This is a genomic window from Polaromonas sp. P5_D5 (assembly GCF_054049435.1).
In genome coordinates, this window is record NZ_JBFUMJ010000003.1 from 526,492 (window position 1) to 540,540 (window position 14,049).

Annotated in this window: 13 protein-coding genes; 8 read left to right on the plus strand and 5 right to left on the minus strand. The window is 62.3% G+C overall.

Features of this window, described 5'->3' with window-relative positions; all coding sequences use genetic code 11:
- Window positions 1-131: 131 nt before the first annotated feature.
- Window positions 132-344, plus strand: coding sequence for a hypothetical protein (locus ACXJKE_RS15275; protein WP_457281433.1), 213 nt, complete (start codon window positions 132-134; stop codon window positions 342-344).
- Window positions 345-442: 98 nt separating this feature from the next.
- Here ACXJKE_RS15275 and ubiA read toward each other — a convergent pair whose 3' ends face one another.
- The 4 genes from ubiA to recG form a co-directional block, all read right to left on the minus strand.
- Window positions 443-1,291, minus strand: a complete 849-nt coding sequence (gene ubiA / locus ACXJKE_RS15280) for a 4-hydroxybenzoate octaprenyltransferase (protein ID WP_457281434.1) — start codon at window positions 1,289-1,291, stop codon at window positions 443-445.
- A gap of 166 nt (window positions 1,292-1,457) precedes the next feature.
- Entirely contained in the window at window positions 1,458-1,982 is a 525-nt protein-coding gene (locus ACXJKE_RS15285; protein WP_457281435.1) for a Dps family protein, read from the minus strand.
- Between the two features lie 91 nt (window positions 1,983-2,073).
- Complete coding sequence (locus ACXJKE_RS15290; protein WP_457281436.1) at window positions 2,074-3,075, minus strand: LysR substrate-binding domain-containing protein; 1,002 nt, start codon at window positions 3,073-3,075, stop codon at window positions 2,074-2,076.
- A 47-nt stretch (window positions 3,076-3,122) separates the two neighbouring features.
- A complete protein-coding gene (recG, locus tag ACXJKE_RS15295; RefSeq protein ID WP_457281437.1) occupies window positions 3,123-5,273 on the minus strand; it encodes an ATP-dependent DNA helicase RecG in 2,151 nt (716 codons plus the stop codon).
- Window positions 5,274-5,529: 256 nt separating this feature from the next.
- Between recG and queA the strand changes: the two genes are divergently transcribed.
- The 6 genes from queA to ACXJKE_RS15325 are packed head-to-tail and all read left to right on the plus strand — an operon-like array spanning window position 5,530 to window position 12,226.
- The gene (gene queA, locus ACXJKE_RS15300) at window positions 5,530-6,591 is read left to right on the plus strand and encodes a tRNA preQ1(34) S-adenosylmethionine ribosyltransferase-isomerase QueA (RefSeq protein WP_457281438.1); all 1,062 of its coding nucleotides are present in this window, start codon (window positions 5,530-5,532) and stop codon (window positions 6,589-6,591) included.
- A gap of 31 nt (window positions 6,592-6,622) precedes the next feature.
- The gene (gene tgt / locus ACXJKE_RS15305; RefSeq protein ID WP_457281439.1) at window positions 6,623-7,786 is read left to right on the plus strand and encodes a tRNA guanosine(34) transglycosylase Tgt; all 1,164 of its coding nucleotides are present in this window, start codon (window positions 6,623-6,625) and stop codon (window positions 7,784-7,786) included.
- A 3-nt stretch (window positions 7,787-7,789) separates the two neighbouring features.
- The gene (locus ACXJKE_RS15310; protein ID WP_457281440.1) at window positions 7,790-9,022 is read left to right on the plus strand and encodes a glycosyltransferase family 9 protein; all 1,233 of its coding nucleotides are present in this window, start codon (window positions 7,790-7,792) and stop codon (window positions 9,020-9,022) included.
- 10 nt (window positions 9,023-9,032) lie between these two features.
- A complete protein-coding gene (locus tag ACXJKE_RS15315) occupies window positions 9,033-9,572 on the plus strand; it encodes a GtrA family protein (RefSeq protein ID WP_457281441.1) in 540 nt (179 codons plus the stop codon).
- Complete coding sequence (locus tag ACXJKE_RS15320; protein ID WP_457281442.1) at window positions 9,559-11,358, plus strand: ArnT family glycosyltransferase; 1,800 nt, start codon at window positions 9,559-9,561, stop codon at window positions 11,356-11,358. The genes ACXJKE_RS15315 and ACXJKE_RS15320 overlap by 14 nt, the downstream gene beginning before the upstream one ends.
- A gap of 55 nt (window positions 11,359-11,413) precedes the next feature.
- Window positions 11,414-12,226 carry a YiiX/YebB-like N1pC/P60 family cysteine hydrolase gene (locus ACXJKE_RS15325; protein ID WP_457281443.1) on the plus strand — a complete coding sequence of 271 codons (813 nt, stop codon included), beginning with the start codon at window positions 11,414-11,416 and terminating at the stop codon, window positions 12,224-12,226.
- 45 nt (window positions 12,227-12,271) lie between these two features.
- Here the strand turns inward: ACXJKE_RS15325 and ACXJKE_RS15330 are convergent, their stop codons facing one another.
- The gene (locus tag ACXJKE_RS15330) at window positions 12,272-12,745 is read right to left on the minus strand and encodes a hypothetical protein (protein WP_457281444.1); all 474 of its coding nucleotides are present in this window, start codon (window positions 12,743-12,745) and stop codon (window positions 12,272-12,274) included.
- Window positions 12,746-12,998: 253 nt separating this feature from the next.
- Between ACXJKE_RS15330 and ACXJKE_RS15335 the strand changes: the two genes are divergently transcribed.
- Window positions 12,999-14,003, plus strand: a complete 1,005-nt coding sequence (locus tag ACXJKE_RS15335) for an aldo/keto reductase (protein ID WP_457281445.1) — start codon at window positions 12,999-13,001, stop codon at window positions 14,001-14,003.
- The last annotated feature ends 46 nt before the right edge of the window (window positions 14,004-14,049 follow it).

Consider the following 14,049-nt stretch of genomic DNA (forward strand, 5'->3'; position numbering starts at 1 on the left):
GCCGGGCAAGTCAACCGCCCTGCGAGGGAAGACGTTGAAGAAGAGCGTCTGTCACGGCTGCCCTGGTCCTTCGTGGACAGTTCACCCGGCAACACCCGCACCATAACTTTTCCAACATCCGGAGCTTCCCCATGAACAAATTACTGTCCACCCTCATCAGCGCAGCCGTCCTCGCCATGCCCCTGGCCGTGATCTCCACGCCAGCAGCGGCCCAGGCCGCCGCACCCGCAGCAGCCCCTGTCGCCGCACCTGCCGAAAAAGCCGCCGCGCCCACAAAAGCCAAGGCAAAAGCCAAACACAAGGTCAAGCACAAGGCCAAGGCAAAAGCCAAAAAATCGGTGTAATTTGCGGATGAAGTTCCGCTGAGCCCTTGATCAGGCGGCAGGAATTGAAAAAGCCCGCAGATGCGGGCTTTTTTATGGCCGTCTGTTTCGGCGCAGGCTCAACGGCCCAGGTACGACAGCGCAATTCCCGCAAATACCGTAAAGCCCAGCCAATGGTTGAGCCGAAACGCCTTGAAACAGTCATCGCGCTCGCGCTTGTGGATCAGCCAGCCGTGCCACAGCGCCTGCCCGAACGCCACCGTAATTGCTATTAAATAAATAGCTGGTTGCGCAATATCCATAATGGCTACAGCCCAAATTAACAGAAAAATCAGGTAGCTGAGCATGACGCCCGCCACATCGAACCGCCCCAGTGTGATGGCCGACGTTTTCATGCCGATCTTCAAGTCGTCATCACGGTCGACCATGGCGTATTCCGTGTCGTAGGCAATCACCCAGAACAGGTTGCCCAGCAATAGCACCCAGGCCAGCAGCGGAATGCGCGACTGTACGGCGGCAAAAGCCATCGGAATGCCAAAGCTGAAAGCGACCCCCAGCACCGCCTGCGGCATGGAGACATAACGCTTGGCATACGGATAGACCAGCGTTACAGCCAGCGCGGCGAATGACCAGGCGATGGTGACGGTATTGGTGGTGAGTACCAGGCCAAAAGCCAGCAGGGCCAGCACGGCTCCCAGCAACAGCGCCTCCCTGACGGAGACGGCGCCGCTGGTCACGGGCCGCTGCGCCGTGCGTTTGACGTGGCGGTCAAAATCGCGGTCGGCCACATCGTTGACGCAACAACCCGCGCTGCGCATCAGGAAGGTGCCCAAGGTAAACACGGCCAGCAGATGCCAGCCCGGAAAGCCGTGCGAAGCTACCCACAGCGCCGACAGGGTCGGCCACAGCAGCAGCAACCAGCCCGCCGGGCGATTCCAGCGGATCAGTTGCAAATAATTGGCCCCCACGCTTTTCACTTCGTGTAATGCGCTGCCCCCCGAGGGGGCGCTGCGCCTGCGGCCCGGCAAAGCCGGTTCCGCGGCCCCTGCTGGCGAAGAAGCGTCCCTCGCGCTGTTTGCCTGCAGCGGTGCTGATTTGCCGTTATCAGCCTCGTCTGAAACGCGCATGCAAGACTTACTCTTCGAGCAAGGAGCGCAGCATCCAGGCCGTCTGCTCGTGCACCGTCAGGCGCTGCGTCAGCAAGTCTGCGGTCGGCTCGTCACTGGCCTTGTCGGCCAGTGGAAATAATTCGCGTGCCGTGCGTGCGACGGCTTCATGGCCCTGCACCAGGATACGCACCATCTCCAGCGCCTTGGGCGGCACCATAGGCACATCGGGAATCGACGCCAGCTTGCCGAACTGAGCGTAAGAGCCCGGTGCGGGATGGCCCAGCGAGCGGATACGCTCGGCCACCGGGTCAACCGCGGCCCACAGTTCGGTGTACTGCGTCATGAACATCAGGTGCAGCGTGTTGAACATCGGCCCCGTCACATTCCAGTGGAAGTTATGGGTGGTCAAGTACAACGTGTAGGTGTCGGCCAGCAGGCGGCTCAGGCCCTTGGCGATCGCTGCGCGGTCTTTTTCATTGATGCCAATGTTGATGGAAGGTGCGGGCTTGCCGGTGGTTTTGCCGGCTGGTTTGGCAGAAGACTTGGCCATGGTGTTTCCTTTTTTAAAATTCAGGGATAACTTTAACGAAATCAGGACGACGGCCGCAACAGCCGCCGTCAATGCCGGTCATAGACGGGATTCAAGACAGGCGGATGACGCCGGGCAGTTCGCAGGCGTAAATGGCGTTGCGCAGCGCGGCAATGGCCTCGTATCGCGTGAAGCTGCGACGCCAGGCCAGCACCACGCGCCGGCTCGGCACATCGCCGTCAAACGGCAGGTATTTGATGAACGAAGGTTGCTCTGCTGCCACCTTGCTGCGGCTTGCGGCGGGTTTTCCCTTGGCGGGTTTCCTGGCAGCTGCGGCCTGCTCGGCAAGAGCCTCCTTGGGCACGCCCAGTCGGGGCACCAGCGTGATGCCCATGCCCGCCGCCACCATGTGCTTGATGGTTTCCAGCGACGAACCTTCGAAGCTTTTGCTGATGCCTTCGGCGCTGCTGGAAAAGCGTGCAAATTCGGGGCAAACCTCGAGCACGTGGTCGCGAAAGCAATGGCCGGTCCCCAGCAGCAGCATGGTTTCCTTCTTGAGCTCCTCGGCCGTCACGCTTTTGCGGGACGCCAGCGCATGGGCGCTGGGCACCGCCGCCATGAAAGGCTCGTCATACAACGGCGCAATGGCCAGGTTGGTGTCGGGAAAGGGCTCGGCCAGGATGGCGCAGTCAATTTCACCGGTACGCAACTCTTCCAGCAACTTGACGGTGAAGTTTTCCTGCAGCATCAGCGGCATCTGCGGCGTATGCGCAATCGCCTGGCGCACCAGGTCGGGCAACAGGTAGGGGCCAATCGTATAGATCACGCCCAGCCGCAGCGCACCCGCCAGCGGGTCTTTGCCGCGCTTGGCAATTTCACGGATGTTGTCGGCTTGCTCCAGCACGCTCTGGGCCTGGCGCACGATTTCTTCGCCCAGAGGCGTCACGGTGATTTCGTTGGCGTTGCGCTCAAACAGCTTGACCTGCAGCTCTTCTTCCAGCTTCTTGATGGCCACACTGAGGGTGGGCTGCGAGACGTGACAGGCGTCGGCGCCCTTGCCGAAATGCTTTTCGCGGGCCACAGCGACGATGTATTTGAGTTCGGTCAGCGTCATGGGCTTATTGTGCTGCTTTTCTCAATCGCTGTATCGCGGGATGGTGCTTAGGCCTTCAGGTAATCGGCTTTGCCCCCCAGCCATCGCAGGATGTGCCGATGAGCCAGTTCCGCATGCCGGTCCAGCATCAGTGGCGCCCGCTCGCGTGCCCAGGCCAGCAGCGCGGCATCGGTCTCGAGATCGGCAAACCGCAGCAGCGGCGCGCCCGATTGCCGCGCTCCCAGGAACTCGCCGGGCCCGCGGATTTCGAGGTCGCGCCGGGCGATTTCGAAGCCATCATTGGTTTGCGCCATGGCTTTGAGGCGTTCGCGCGCCATCTCGCCGAGCCGGGACGCATCGCCGGTCGAATACAGCAGCACGCATGCCGACGCTGCCGCGCCGCGCCCGACACGGCCGCGCAGCTGGTGCAACTGGCTCAGGCCAAAGCGCTCGGCATGCTCGATCACCATCAGCGAAGCATTGGGCACGTCAACGCCCACCTCGATCACCGTCGTACTCACCAGCACGCCCATTTTCCCGGCGGTGAACTGGCTCATTACGGCCTTCTTTTCTGCAACCGGCATACGCGAATGCAGCAGCCCCACACTGACGCCGGGCAAGGCCGCGCTCAACGCTTCATGCGTTTGCGTGGCATTGACCAGGTCAATGGACTCACTTTCCTCGATCAGTGGGCAGACCCAGTAAATCTGCCGCCCTTCCGCCAGCTGCCCGCGTATGCGCGTGATCACTTCGTCGCGCCGCGCGTCGCTCACCACCTTGGTCACGATGGGCGTGCGGCCGGGCGGCAGCTCGTCGATGGTGGAGACGTCAAGGTCAGCGTAATAACTCATCGCCAGCGTGCGCGGAATCGGCGTGGCGGTCATCATCAAAAGATGGGGTTCCTGCCCGCCTTCAGTCATTTTGCTGCGCAGGGCCAGCCGCTGCGCCACGCCAAAGCGGTGCTGCTCGTCAATGATGGCGAGCGCCAGGTTTTTGAACTTCACCTTGTCCTGGATCACAGCGTGTGTGCCTATGACCAGACCGGCCTCCCCGCTCTCGATCAGCGCCAGCATCTCGCGCCGCTCTTTTGTTTTCTGGCTGCCGGTCAACCAGGCGGTCTTGATGCCCAGCGGCTCCAGCCAGCCGATCAGCTTGCTGAAGTGCTGCTCGGCCAGGATTTCCGTAGGCGCCATCAGCGCGCACTGCCAGCCCGCATCCATGCAGCGTGCCGCAGCCAGCGCCGCCACCACCGTTTTGCCGGCGCCCACGTCGCCCTGTAACAGGCGGTGCATGGGGATGTTTTTTTTCAGGTCCGCTTCAATCTCGTTGCACACGCGCTGCTGGGCGGCGGTCAACCGGAAAGGCAGGCGCTCCAGCAACTGGTCATGCAGCGTGCACTGCGTGCCGCGCATGGGCGGGCCCACCAGCGAAGGTGCGCGCATGGCTGCGCGTATGCGCCGGGCCTGCAGCTGCGACAGCTGCTGGGCCAGCAGCTCTTCGGCCTTGAGCCGCTGCCAGGCCGGGTGGCTGCGGTCTTCCAGCGTGGCCAGCGAGACATCTGGCGTGGGGTGATGCAAAAACTGTAGCGCCTCGCGCAGGTTCCATAAGGGCTGCAGCCTGTTTTCACCTAAAACTTCAGGCGGAAAGGTCTCGCGGAGATCAGCCCGCGCCAGGCCGCTGAGCACGGCTTTTCGCAGGTAGGTTTGCGGCAGTCCGGCCACGGTGGGATACACCGGCGTCAGCGCGCCGGGCAGCTCACCGCCGGCCAGCCTGAAGCTGGGGTGGATCATTTCACGGCTGAGAAAGCCGCCGCGGATTTCACCCCGCACCCGAACATGGGCGCCTGTGCTCAGCGTTTTCTGGTGAGCCGGGTAAAAATTGATGAAGCGCAGCACGCAGGTGTCGCTGCCGTCGTCTACCGTCACCCGCAGCTGTCGGCGCGGGCGAAAGGCGATCTCGCTGTGCGTCACCTGGCCTTCGATTTGCACCAGATCGCCGTCCCGCGCGTCCGCCAGCCGCACGATGCGGGTTTCATCCTCGTAGCGCAGGGGCAGGTGCAAGGCCAGATCGATGTCGCGGCGCAGGCCCAGCTTCTCCAGGGCTTTTTGCGCAGGGGATTTGGGCGGGGCTTTCTCAACCTGCGGGCGGAGCACAGCGTTGTCCCCGACTGCAGTCTCAGGCGGGACAGTTTTTCGGACGGAGGCACCAGGAGGCGACATGGGACAATTGTGCCGTCAACCTAGCAACCGCAGTTGACCGCTTGCAAACCTCTCAGAATCCGCTTGAATACCGTCACCCCTCCCTTCGCTGGCACTCAGCTTGTGCATAACAACGCTATGCACCCGATTGCGCCACCCGCACAGCACCATGCGGCGTTGCTCCGCCTTGTGGGCAACAGCCCACAGCGTTGTCGCGCCTTGCCTGGCGCAGCGCGGGCGGCACACTCGGGCGCATCCAACTGCGGTTTCTAGGTTTATGAAGCCCCATTTCACCCTCAGCGATTTTGATTTCACGCTGCCCGAAGAACTCATTGCCCAACACCCTGCCGCCCAGCGCAGCGGCTCGCGCCTGCTTGACGGGCGTGAAGACCTGCCAGTGGACCGACGGTTCACCGAACTCCCCGGCCTGTTGCTGCCGGGCGACCTGCTGGTGTTCAACGACACCAAAGTCGTCAAAGCCCGGCTCTTCGGCCAGAAAGCCAGCGGAGGCAAACTGGAACTACTGATCGAACGCGTGCTGTCGCCCCATGCGGATGCCGGCCATGAAGTCGCCGCCCACATGAAGGTCAGCAAAAAACCCCTGCCGGGCGCGGTGCTGCAAATGGACGGTGGCTTCACCGCCACGCTGCTGGGCCGCTGGCCCGAGGAAAGCGGGCCTCTGTATCGTTTCCGCCTGAGCAGTGACCCCTATGCGCTGATGGCGCAGCATGGCCACGTACCGCTGCCGCCCTACATTACCCATACCGACTCCGCGGACGACGAGCAGCGCTACCAGACGGTGTTTGCCAAAAACCCGGGCGCCGTGGCCGCGCCCACCGCGGCACTGCACTTCGATGAAGCCATATTGGCGCAACTCGAAGCGCGCGGCATCCAGCGCGCGAGCGTGACGCTGCATGTGGGTGCCGGCACCTTCCAGCCCGTCAAGGCCGAAAACATTGCAGACCACACCATGCATTTCGAGCGTTTTGAGGTCCCTTTGGCCACGCAGCAAGCCATTGCCGCGTGCAAGGCGCGTGGTGGCCGCGTGGTGGCCGTGGGCACCACCACTGTCCGGGCGCTGGAGTCGCACGCCAAATTCGGCCCCGACTGCAACGACACCAACATCTTCATCACCCCGGGCTTTGAATTTGCCGTGGTTGACCTGCTGCTGACCAACTTTCACCTGCCCAAAAGCACGCTGATGATGCTGGTCAGCGCGTTTTCGGGCTACGAACACATCATGGCGCTGTACCGGCATGCGATTGCCGGGCGATACCGCTTTTTCAGCTATGGCGATGCCATGCTGCTGGCCCGTAAAACCCCTCTGGCAGGCGCCTGATACACCCCTATACACCTGCGACAATCCCAAGATGCTCGAATTTGAAGTTCTGAAGACCGACGCCCCGGCCGGCGAAGGGGCCGGCGCCTACCTCGGCTCCTACGCCCGGCGCGGCAAACTGACGCTCAACCACGGTGTGGTGCAAACCCCCATCTTCATGCCGGTCGGCACCTATGGCACGGTCAAGGGCGTGATGCCGCAGTCGCTGCACGACATGGGCGCGCAAATCATCCTGGGCAACACCTTCCATCTCTGGATGCGGCCCGGCCTGGACGTGATGCAGCAGTTCGGCGGCCTGCACAAGTTTGAAAGCTGGAACAAGCCCATCCTGACCGACAGCGGCGGCTTCCAGGTCTGGTCGCTGGGCGAGATGCGCAAGATTTCCGAGGAAGGTGTGAAGTTCGCCTCGCCCGTGAACGGCGACAAGCTGTTTTTGACCCCCGAGATCTCGATGCAGATCCAGACGGTGCTTAACAGCGACATCGTGATGCAATTCGACGAATGCACGCCTTACGACACCAAGGGCCACATCACCACCGAAAGCGAAGCGCGCAGCTCGATGGAGCTGAGCCTGCGCTGGGCCGGCCGCTGCATTGCCGAATTCAAAAAACTGGAGAACCCCAACGCACTCTTCGGCATCGTGCAGGGCGGCATGTTTGAAAACCTGCGCCAGGAATCGCTCGATGCCCTGGTCGAGCTGGATCTGCCCGGTTACGCCATAGGCGGCGTGAGTGTGGGCGAACCCAAGGAAGAAATGCAGCGCATCATGGCGCACACGCCGCATCGCCTGCCGACGAACAAACCGCGCTACCTGATGGGCGTGGGCACGCCTGAAGACCTGGTCGAGGGCGTGGCCGCCGGCGTCGATATGTTCGACTGCGTCATGCCGACCCGCAATGCGCGCAACGGCCACATGTTCACGCGTTTCGGTGACCTGAAGATCCGCAATGCGCGCTACAAGACCGAAGACCAGCCGGTCGACGCGACCTGCGGCTGCTACACCTGCAAGAACTTCTCGCGTGCCTATATGCACCACCTGGACCGCTGCGGCGAGATGCTGGGCCCCATGCTGTCGAGCATCCACAATCTGCATTACTACCTGAACCTGATGCAGGAAGTCCGCGACGCACTGGACGCCGGCCGTTTTGGTGAATTCACCGCGCAGTTCCACGCCGACAGGCAGCGTGGCGTTTAAACGATGAACATCAACCTGCAACGCTGGATTGACCGCTGGGTCGGCATACCGCTGTGCGCAGCAATATCGGGCGTCGATGCCGTACTGCGGCAATTCCGCTCCGGCGCCGATCCCGCGCCGCGTGCCATCGTGGTCATTTTGCTGTCGGAGATGGGCAGCCTGGTGTTGGCCCACGACATGTTCGCACGCCTGAAGCAGCGGTATCCCGACGCGCCGCTGCATGCCCTGCTCTTCGGCAAGAACCGCGAAATCCTCGACCTCATGCAGGTGGTGGACCCGGCCAACGTGCACACGGTGGACGACAAGTCGCTGGGCGGCCTGCTGTCCAGCCTGTGGAAGGCGATTGGCGAGCTGCGGCGCGCGAATGTTGACGTGGCGATTGACTGCGAGCTGTTCTCGCGGATCAGCAGCCTGCTGTCGTATGCCAGCGGCGCGCGCATCCGCGTGGGCTTTCACCGCCACACGCAGGAAGGCCTGTACCGCGGTTCGCACATCAACCGACCCGTTCCCTACAACCCCTACCAGCACATCAGCGCGCAGTTTCTGACGCTGGCGCGCGCGATTGATTCCACGGCCGTTCCCAAGTCCAAACTGCCCGCGAATCTGGCCGCGGCAGGCACCGGAAAACCACCGCCGCACGTACAGCTGGATGCGGCGCTGGTGCCAGGCATCCGGACGCGATTGGCTCAGGACTTTCCCGCGATTGCCGGCAAGCCTCTCGTGCTGGTCTATCCGGGCGGCGGCATCTTGCCGATACGCGCCTGGCCATTGGCTTCCTACACCGCCTTGTGTGAAGGCCTGGTGGCCGACGGCTGCGCCGTGGCCGTGATCGGCCTGAAAGACGACCAGGCACTGGCGCAGCAGCTGGTGGCCAATGTGCAGGCTGCCTTCCCGGGCAGCCCCGTGATTGACCTGACTGGCTATACGCGATCCATTTCCGAACTGCTGGCGCTCTTTCATGTGGCAAGCCTGCTGGTCACCAACGACGGCGGGCCCGGGCAGTTCGCGGCGCTCACGCCTATCTGGACACTGATGCTGTTTGGCCCCGAGACCCCGGGCCTGTATGCGCCGCTTACACCGCAGTGCCATTCCTTTTACAGCCAGTGGCCATGCTCGCCTTGCCTCACTGCCTATAACCACCGCTCGTCCTATTGCGACGGCGACAACCAGTGCCTCAAGGTCATTGCGCCCGAAGCCGTACTGGCCAAGGCGCGCGAGTGCCTGGCAACGCCCTGACCTCATTCCGATGACAACACTCCGATCCATAGCAGAGGCTCTTGTCAGCCGCCTGCCTGAGCGCCTGCAACCCATGGCGCGCTGGCGCTTCATCAAGTTCGGCGTGGTGGGCGCCAGCGGCACGGTGGTGAATGTCGCCGTGCTGTATGTTGCCCAGGAATTCCTGTTCAGCCACATTGCCGACTTCCATTCACGGCTGAACTACTCCATCGCGCTGGCCATCACGGTCGCCACCATCAGCAACTTTTACTGGAACCGGCGGCTGACCTGGCGCGACCGCAAGCATGAGGTGCACCACTCGGCACTTTTCCTTTTTTCAAAGTACGTGATGGCGGCTGGCCTGGCCATCGTGCTGCAGTCTCTACTGACCAAATGGCTGGCGCTGTACATGCACTATCTGCTGGCCAATGTGCTGGCGATTGTCTTGTCCAGCGTGTGTAATTTTGTGGCCAATGACCGCATGACATTTCGCCGCCGGCGCGCGAAAATCGTGGCCCCTGATGCCGATGGCGCTGCGCCGCCATCCACCGATATCCATGACAAGTCTTGAGTCCCTGAAAAACCGCGTCCCGGCCCACCGCATCTGGATAGCGCTGGCGCTGCTGGTCGCGCTGGCTTACCTGTTTGGCCTTGCCGGTGACCACATTCCGCGAAATGGCGATGAGTTGGTCTATGCCCATATCGCGCGGCTGACGGCTGCGACCGGCAAGTGGCTTCCGCTGGTCAGCTCCTACGATTTCATGCGCAACACCAAGCCACCCGTGCTGTTTTGGCAGGCGATGGTCGCCGGCGGATGGGGCGGGCACTGGACGCTCCTCAACCTGCGCCTGCCGAGTGTGGTCTATACGTGGGCAATTTCGCTCATGGTCGGGCTGCTGACCTGGAAGATCGTTCGCAACACGGCTACCGGCACTGTCGCTGAAGAGCCGGTCAGCCATGCCGCTTCAACCGATAGCAGCCGCCATGCCCTGACGATGGGCGCCATCGCGACCATCGTGTACCTGTCGTTCTTCAGCACCTACCGCTATGGCAGGCCCTACCTCACCAGTGCACCCGAAACTTTCTGGCTGTTTGGCGTGTTGTTTGCCGTTGCCTGGGCGCCGGCAAAGTTGCTGGCCTCTCGCTGGAAATTTCCATTGCTCGCCGGCCTGGCCATCGGCATAGGCTGCCTCTACAAATCATTTGTCATGGTGGTGCCGGTCGGGTTCGGCCTGGCCTTGTGTTACCAGATGCTGGGTGCGCAAAAAGCCCCTTGGGCAATTTCCCGGCCCGGCATCGTCGCCGACGGCATCAAGGTCACAGCCATCTGCGTGCTGGCACTTGCAATCTTCGGATTGTGGTTTGCCATCGACCCGCAACCAGGAGAAGTCTGGCGCGAGTTCGTCGTCGGCGAAAACGCCGGCAAGATGAACTCGTCCAAGGGCTACTTCGCCATCGCGTTCAGCGGCAGCAGCGGCGTGTTGACGATATTGACGGGTTACTTCTCCAACGCCCTTTTCCTGCTACCCGTCGCCGTGGGCTGCTTTGTGGCGGCGTGGCGCGCCTGGCGGCAGCGCAAGGGCACTGGCAAGACCATCAGCGATGCAGAAAAAGCCATGTGGCTCTGGATGCTGGCCTTTGCGCTGGTGTTCATGGTGCCCACCCAGCGCTCCACCCGCTACCTGATCCCCGCCATGCCGGCGCTGGCCGTAGTGATCGCGTTGTACTGGGAGCGCATCTCGCGCATCTGGTTCAGCCTGACCTTGCTGATCTGCCTGGGCGGCGCGCTGGCCATGGGACTGATCGGCTTTGGCGGTGTGCGGGCCACACAGAATGCCGGACTGTACTCATCGCTCTACTGGCTCTTTATTGGGGCTCTGGCCGTGGCCTGCATTGCGGGCATGATCAGACGTGAGCTGACGCGCCCGGTCGCTGCGCTGAGCAGCTTCGCCGTACTCTTTGCGCTCGCATGGGTGACCTTGCCCTTCAATGGCGACATGGGCCACTTCCGACCCGAGACCGACGCATTGCTCAAAGGCCAGTCCGTGTCGGTGCCGAGCAACTTCAACGGGCACTTTGAGCGCTACGAGTTCATCATTCCGGGTGCCAAAATCGTTCCCTACTTTGCCGCGCAACCGGTGGACTACGAGGACGTGAATACCCTGTTCAAGAACACGCGCTACGCCCTGGTGCAGCGCCGTGCCGGGCAAAAGCCCTGCGACGGTTGCCGCATCATCGACCAGCGCTGGGACCTGCGCTCACGGCAGGACGAAAAAGAAGGCACGCTGGGCGCGTTCAAGTCGCCCGAAACCTTCTGGTACGCCCGAGAATACCTGGTCGAGCGCGCCGCGCCCTGAGCGCCCGCTGCTTGTTTTGTTCATTCCAACCCCGTATTTGACTGGAGCCCTGCGCATGCCGAAAACCTCACCGCAGGCCACGATGGCCCGACTGCTGTCCCTGGTGACTGTCCTGGGCAGCTTGCTCCTTGCGCTTGGCGGCTGCGCCACGGCCATCAAGCCGCATGCGGAGACGGGTGCGCCTATGCTGGGTTTTCAGAACATGGCCCTGAACCCGGGCAATGGTGGAGAGCTGATCAGGCCCGACGTCCTGCTACCGGGCGACATCATCCTCACCGCTGAAAACGGCATCAACTCGGTGGGCATTCGCCTGATCACGCTATCGCCGGTCAGCCATGCTGCGATATATATGGGCAACCGGCAGATCGCTGAAGCCGTGGGCTCGGGTATTCGCGTGCGCAGCGTGGACGCGCTGCTCAATGATGAGGCGACGGTGGTGGCGTTTCGCCATCCCGACCTCACCGCCGAACAGGCCATCAAGATCAACACCTTCGCTGCCAGCCATGAAGGCAAGAAATACAACTATGTCGGCGTGATGCTGCAGGCGCCTTTCGCGCTGGAGCGCCGCATGTGCGAGCTGCCGCTGGTACCTTCCATGGTGCGCGACTTCTGTATTCGCGGCATCGCAGCCGTGCAGCTGGGGCTGGGTCGCAATGACCAGTTCTTCTGTTCGCAATTCATCCTGGAGGCCTACCGCAGCGCCGGCCTGCCGCTGACCGACGCCGACCCCCGGCTGATCAACCCCGGCGACCTGCTGCACATGCGGGAGGGCGATGTGCCCTCCATCATGATTCACAAGCCGCTGCGGTATGTGGGGCACCTCAAGGCAGCGCCCCAGATCGTCGCTGTCGAGCAGATGCAGCAGTAACCGGCGCCGCTGTTGGTAGTTATGGCGACGGCCATTTCAGTTGATTCAACCGCCGATGTGCATCGTGAACTGCGCGCCGTTGGAGAGCTTGCACTGCCCCGTCCCCATCGTTGACGAGTTCATCTGGTAGCGGCAACTGATATAGCTGCCCCGGCTGCCGGAGCCGTTGGCCACCCCTTCGCGCGTTGAAGAGCCTGCGATGCGCGTAGCTTCCCCGTTAAAGCTTTCACCGTTGATGTTGGTGGTGAAGGTGCCGCGCCCGTTCATGTCATTGGTCACCACCGCGCCCACCATGCCGTAGGCCTGGGCGGTGTCGTTCGCCGGGTACAGCCGCGCCGCAAAGGTCGTGCTTGCCGGCATGGCCGGTGTGACATACACCGTGGAGGAAACCGGCGGATGGCCGGGTTGGACCGGCACGACGTAGCAGCCCGTCAGGGCAGTGGCACCCAACACCGCAGCGGCCAAAGCCGTGCGACGCGTCAGGCGTGACAGGGAGAACAGGGAGGAATCGATCTTCATAAATAACCCGAAGGCCCAAGCACATGCTTGTAGAGGCAGTGTGGAGCGGAATGCCCTAAAAGTTTCGTTTAAAGATACAAGATCATTAAATTAGTACTATTAGCATCAAATAAAGATACCTCACCGAAAACCGACATATAGACAGCAGGTCTTCATGGCGGGGGCCGCAGTCACTAAATAGCCGACGTGCAGCGCAAAGATTCAGGCTCAGGCACCATCAGCGATCCTGCCCACTTTTTTTGCAAAGATGACCATGCAATACCGCCGCCTTGGAAACAGCAACCTCAAAGTCTCCGTCCTGTGCCTGGGCACCATGATGTTCGGCAAGCAGACGCCGTTTGAAGAAGCAGGCCGCATCGTGGCGTCGGCGCGCGAGCACGGGCTCAACTTCATCGACACGGCCGATGTCTACAACCAGGGCCAGTCCGAAAAAGACCTGGGCAAGCTGCTCGCGGGCCAGCGGAACCACTGGGTGTTGGCCAGCAAGCTGGGCAACCCTGTCAGCGAGGCCATCAATGAAGGCCACTACTCCCGCCGCTGGCTGGTGCAGGAAACGGAGGCCATCCTGGCCAGGTTGCAAACCGACTACCTGGACATTCTTTACCTGCACCGTGACTACCATGACGCCAACCTGGAGGAGGCGGTGCGTGCGCTGGGCGACCTGATCCGCGTGGGCAAGATCCGCAGCTTCGGCCTGTCCAATTTCAGGGGATGGCGCATTGCCGAGGTGGTGCACCTGTGCAAAGCGCTGGGCGTGCCGCAACCCGTGGTGTGCCAGCCGTACTACAACCTGCTCAACCGCGGCCCGGAGGTTGAAATCCTGCCGGCCTGCGGCCACTACGGCATGGGAGTGGTGCCTTACAGCCCGCTGGCGCGCGGCGTGCTGACCGGCAAGTACCCGCCAGGCCAGCCGCCGGCCGAAGGCACGCGCGCGGGCAGCGGCGACAAGCGCATCCTTGAGACCGAATTCCGCGAAGAGTCACTCGTTATCGCGCAGAAGATCAAGGCGCGCTGCGAAGCCCGGGGACAAGTGCCCGGCCAGTTCGCCGCAGCCTGGGTGCTGGCCAATCCACTGATCAGTTCGGTCATCGTCGGCCCGCGCACCCTGTCGCACCTGGAGGATGTGTATGGTGCGGTGGAACTTGTGCTGGACAAGGACGACGAAACCTTTATTGATGATCTGGTCGTGCCCGGCCACGCGTCCAGCCACGGCTATAACGACCCGGGTTACCCATTTTTTGGGCGGCCGATGGCCTGAGTCGAGGAACCTGCGGCTTCTGTCGGCCTTTCGGGAACGGCTTCAC

What these genes read in the sequence shown, in the direction of transcription:
- ACXJKE_RS15330 (WP_457281444.1), bottom strand. Translation starts at nt 12,745, where the DNA reads ATGAAGATCGATTCCTCCCTGTTCTCCCTGTCACGCCTGACGCGTCGC.
- ACXJKE_RS15285 (WP_457281435.1), bottom strand. Translation starts at nt 1,982, where the DNA reads ATGGCCAAGTCTTCTGCCAAACCAGCCGGCAAAACCACCGGCAAGCCC.
- ACXJKE_RS15335 (WP_457281445.1), top strand. Translation starts at nt 12,999, where the DNA reads ATGCAATACCGCCGCCTTGGAAACAGCAACCTCAAAGTCTCCGTCCTG.
- recG (WP_457281437.1), bottom strand. Translation starts at nt 5,273, where the DNA reads ATGTCGCCTCCTGGTGCCTCCGTCCGAAAAACTGTCCCGCCTGAGACT.
- ACXJKE_RS15325 (WP_457281443.1), top strand. Translation starts at nt 11,414, where the DNA reads ATGCCGAAAACCTCACCGCAGGCCACGATGGCCCGACTGCTGTCCCTG.
- queA (WP_457281438.1), top strand. Translation starts at nt 5,530, where the DNA reads ATGAAGCCCCATTTCACCCTCAGCGATTTTGATTTCACGCTGCCCGAA.
- ACXJKE_RS15320 (WP_457281442.1), top strand. Translation starts at nt 9,559, where the DNA reads ATGACAAGTCTTGAGTCCCTGAAAAACCGCGTCCCGGCCCACCGCATC.
- tgt (WP_457281439.1), top strand. Translation starts at nt 6,623, where the DNA reads ATGCTCGAATTTGAAGTTCTGAAGACCGACGCCCCGGCCGGCGAAGGG.
- ACXJKE_RS15310 (WP_457281440.1), top strand. Translation starts at nt 7,790, where the DNA reads ATGAACATCAACCTGCAACGCTGGATTGACCGCTGGGTCGGCATACCG.
- ACXJKE_RS15275 (WP_457281433.1), top strand. Translation starts at nt 132, where the DNA reads ATGAACAAATTACTGTCCACCCTCATCAGCGCAGCCGTCCTCGCCATG.
- ACXJKE_RS15315 (WP_457281441.1), top strand. Translation starts at nt 9,033, where the DNA reads ATGACAACACTCCGATCCATAGCAGAGGCTCTTGTCAGCCGCCTGCCT.
- ACXJKE_RS15290 (WP_457281436.1), bottom strand. Translation starts at nt 3,075, where the DNA reads ATGACGCTGACCGAACTCAAATACATCGTCGCTGTGGCCCGCGAAAAG.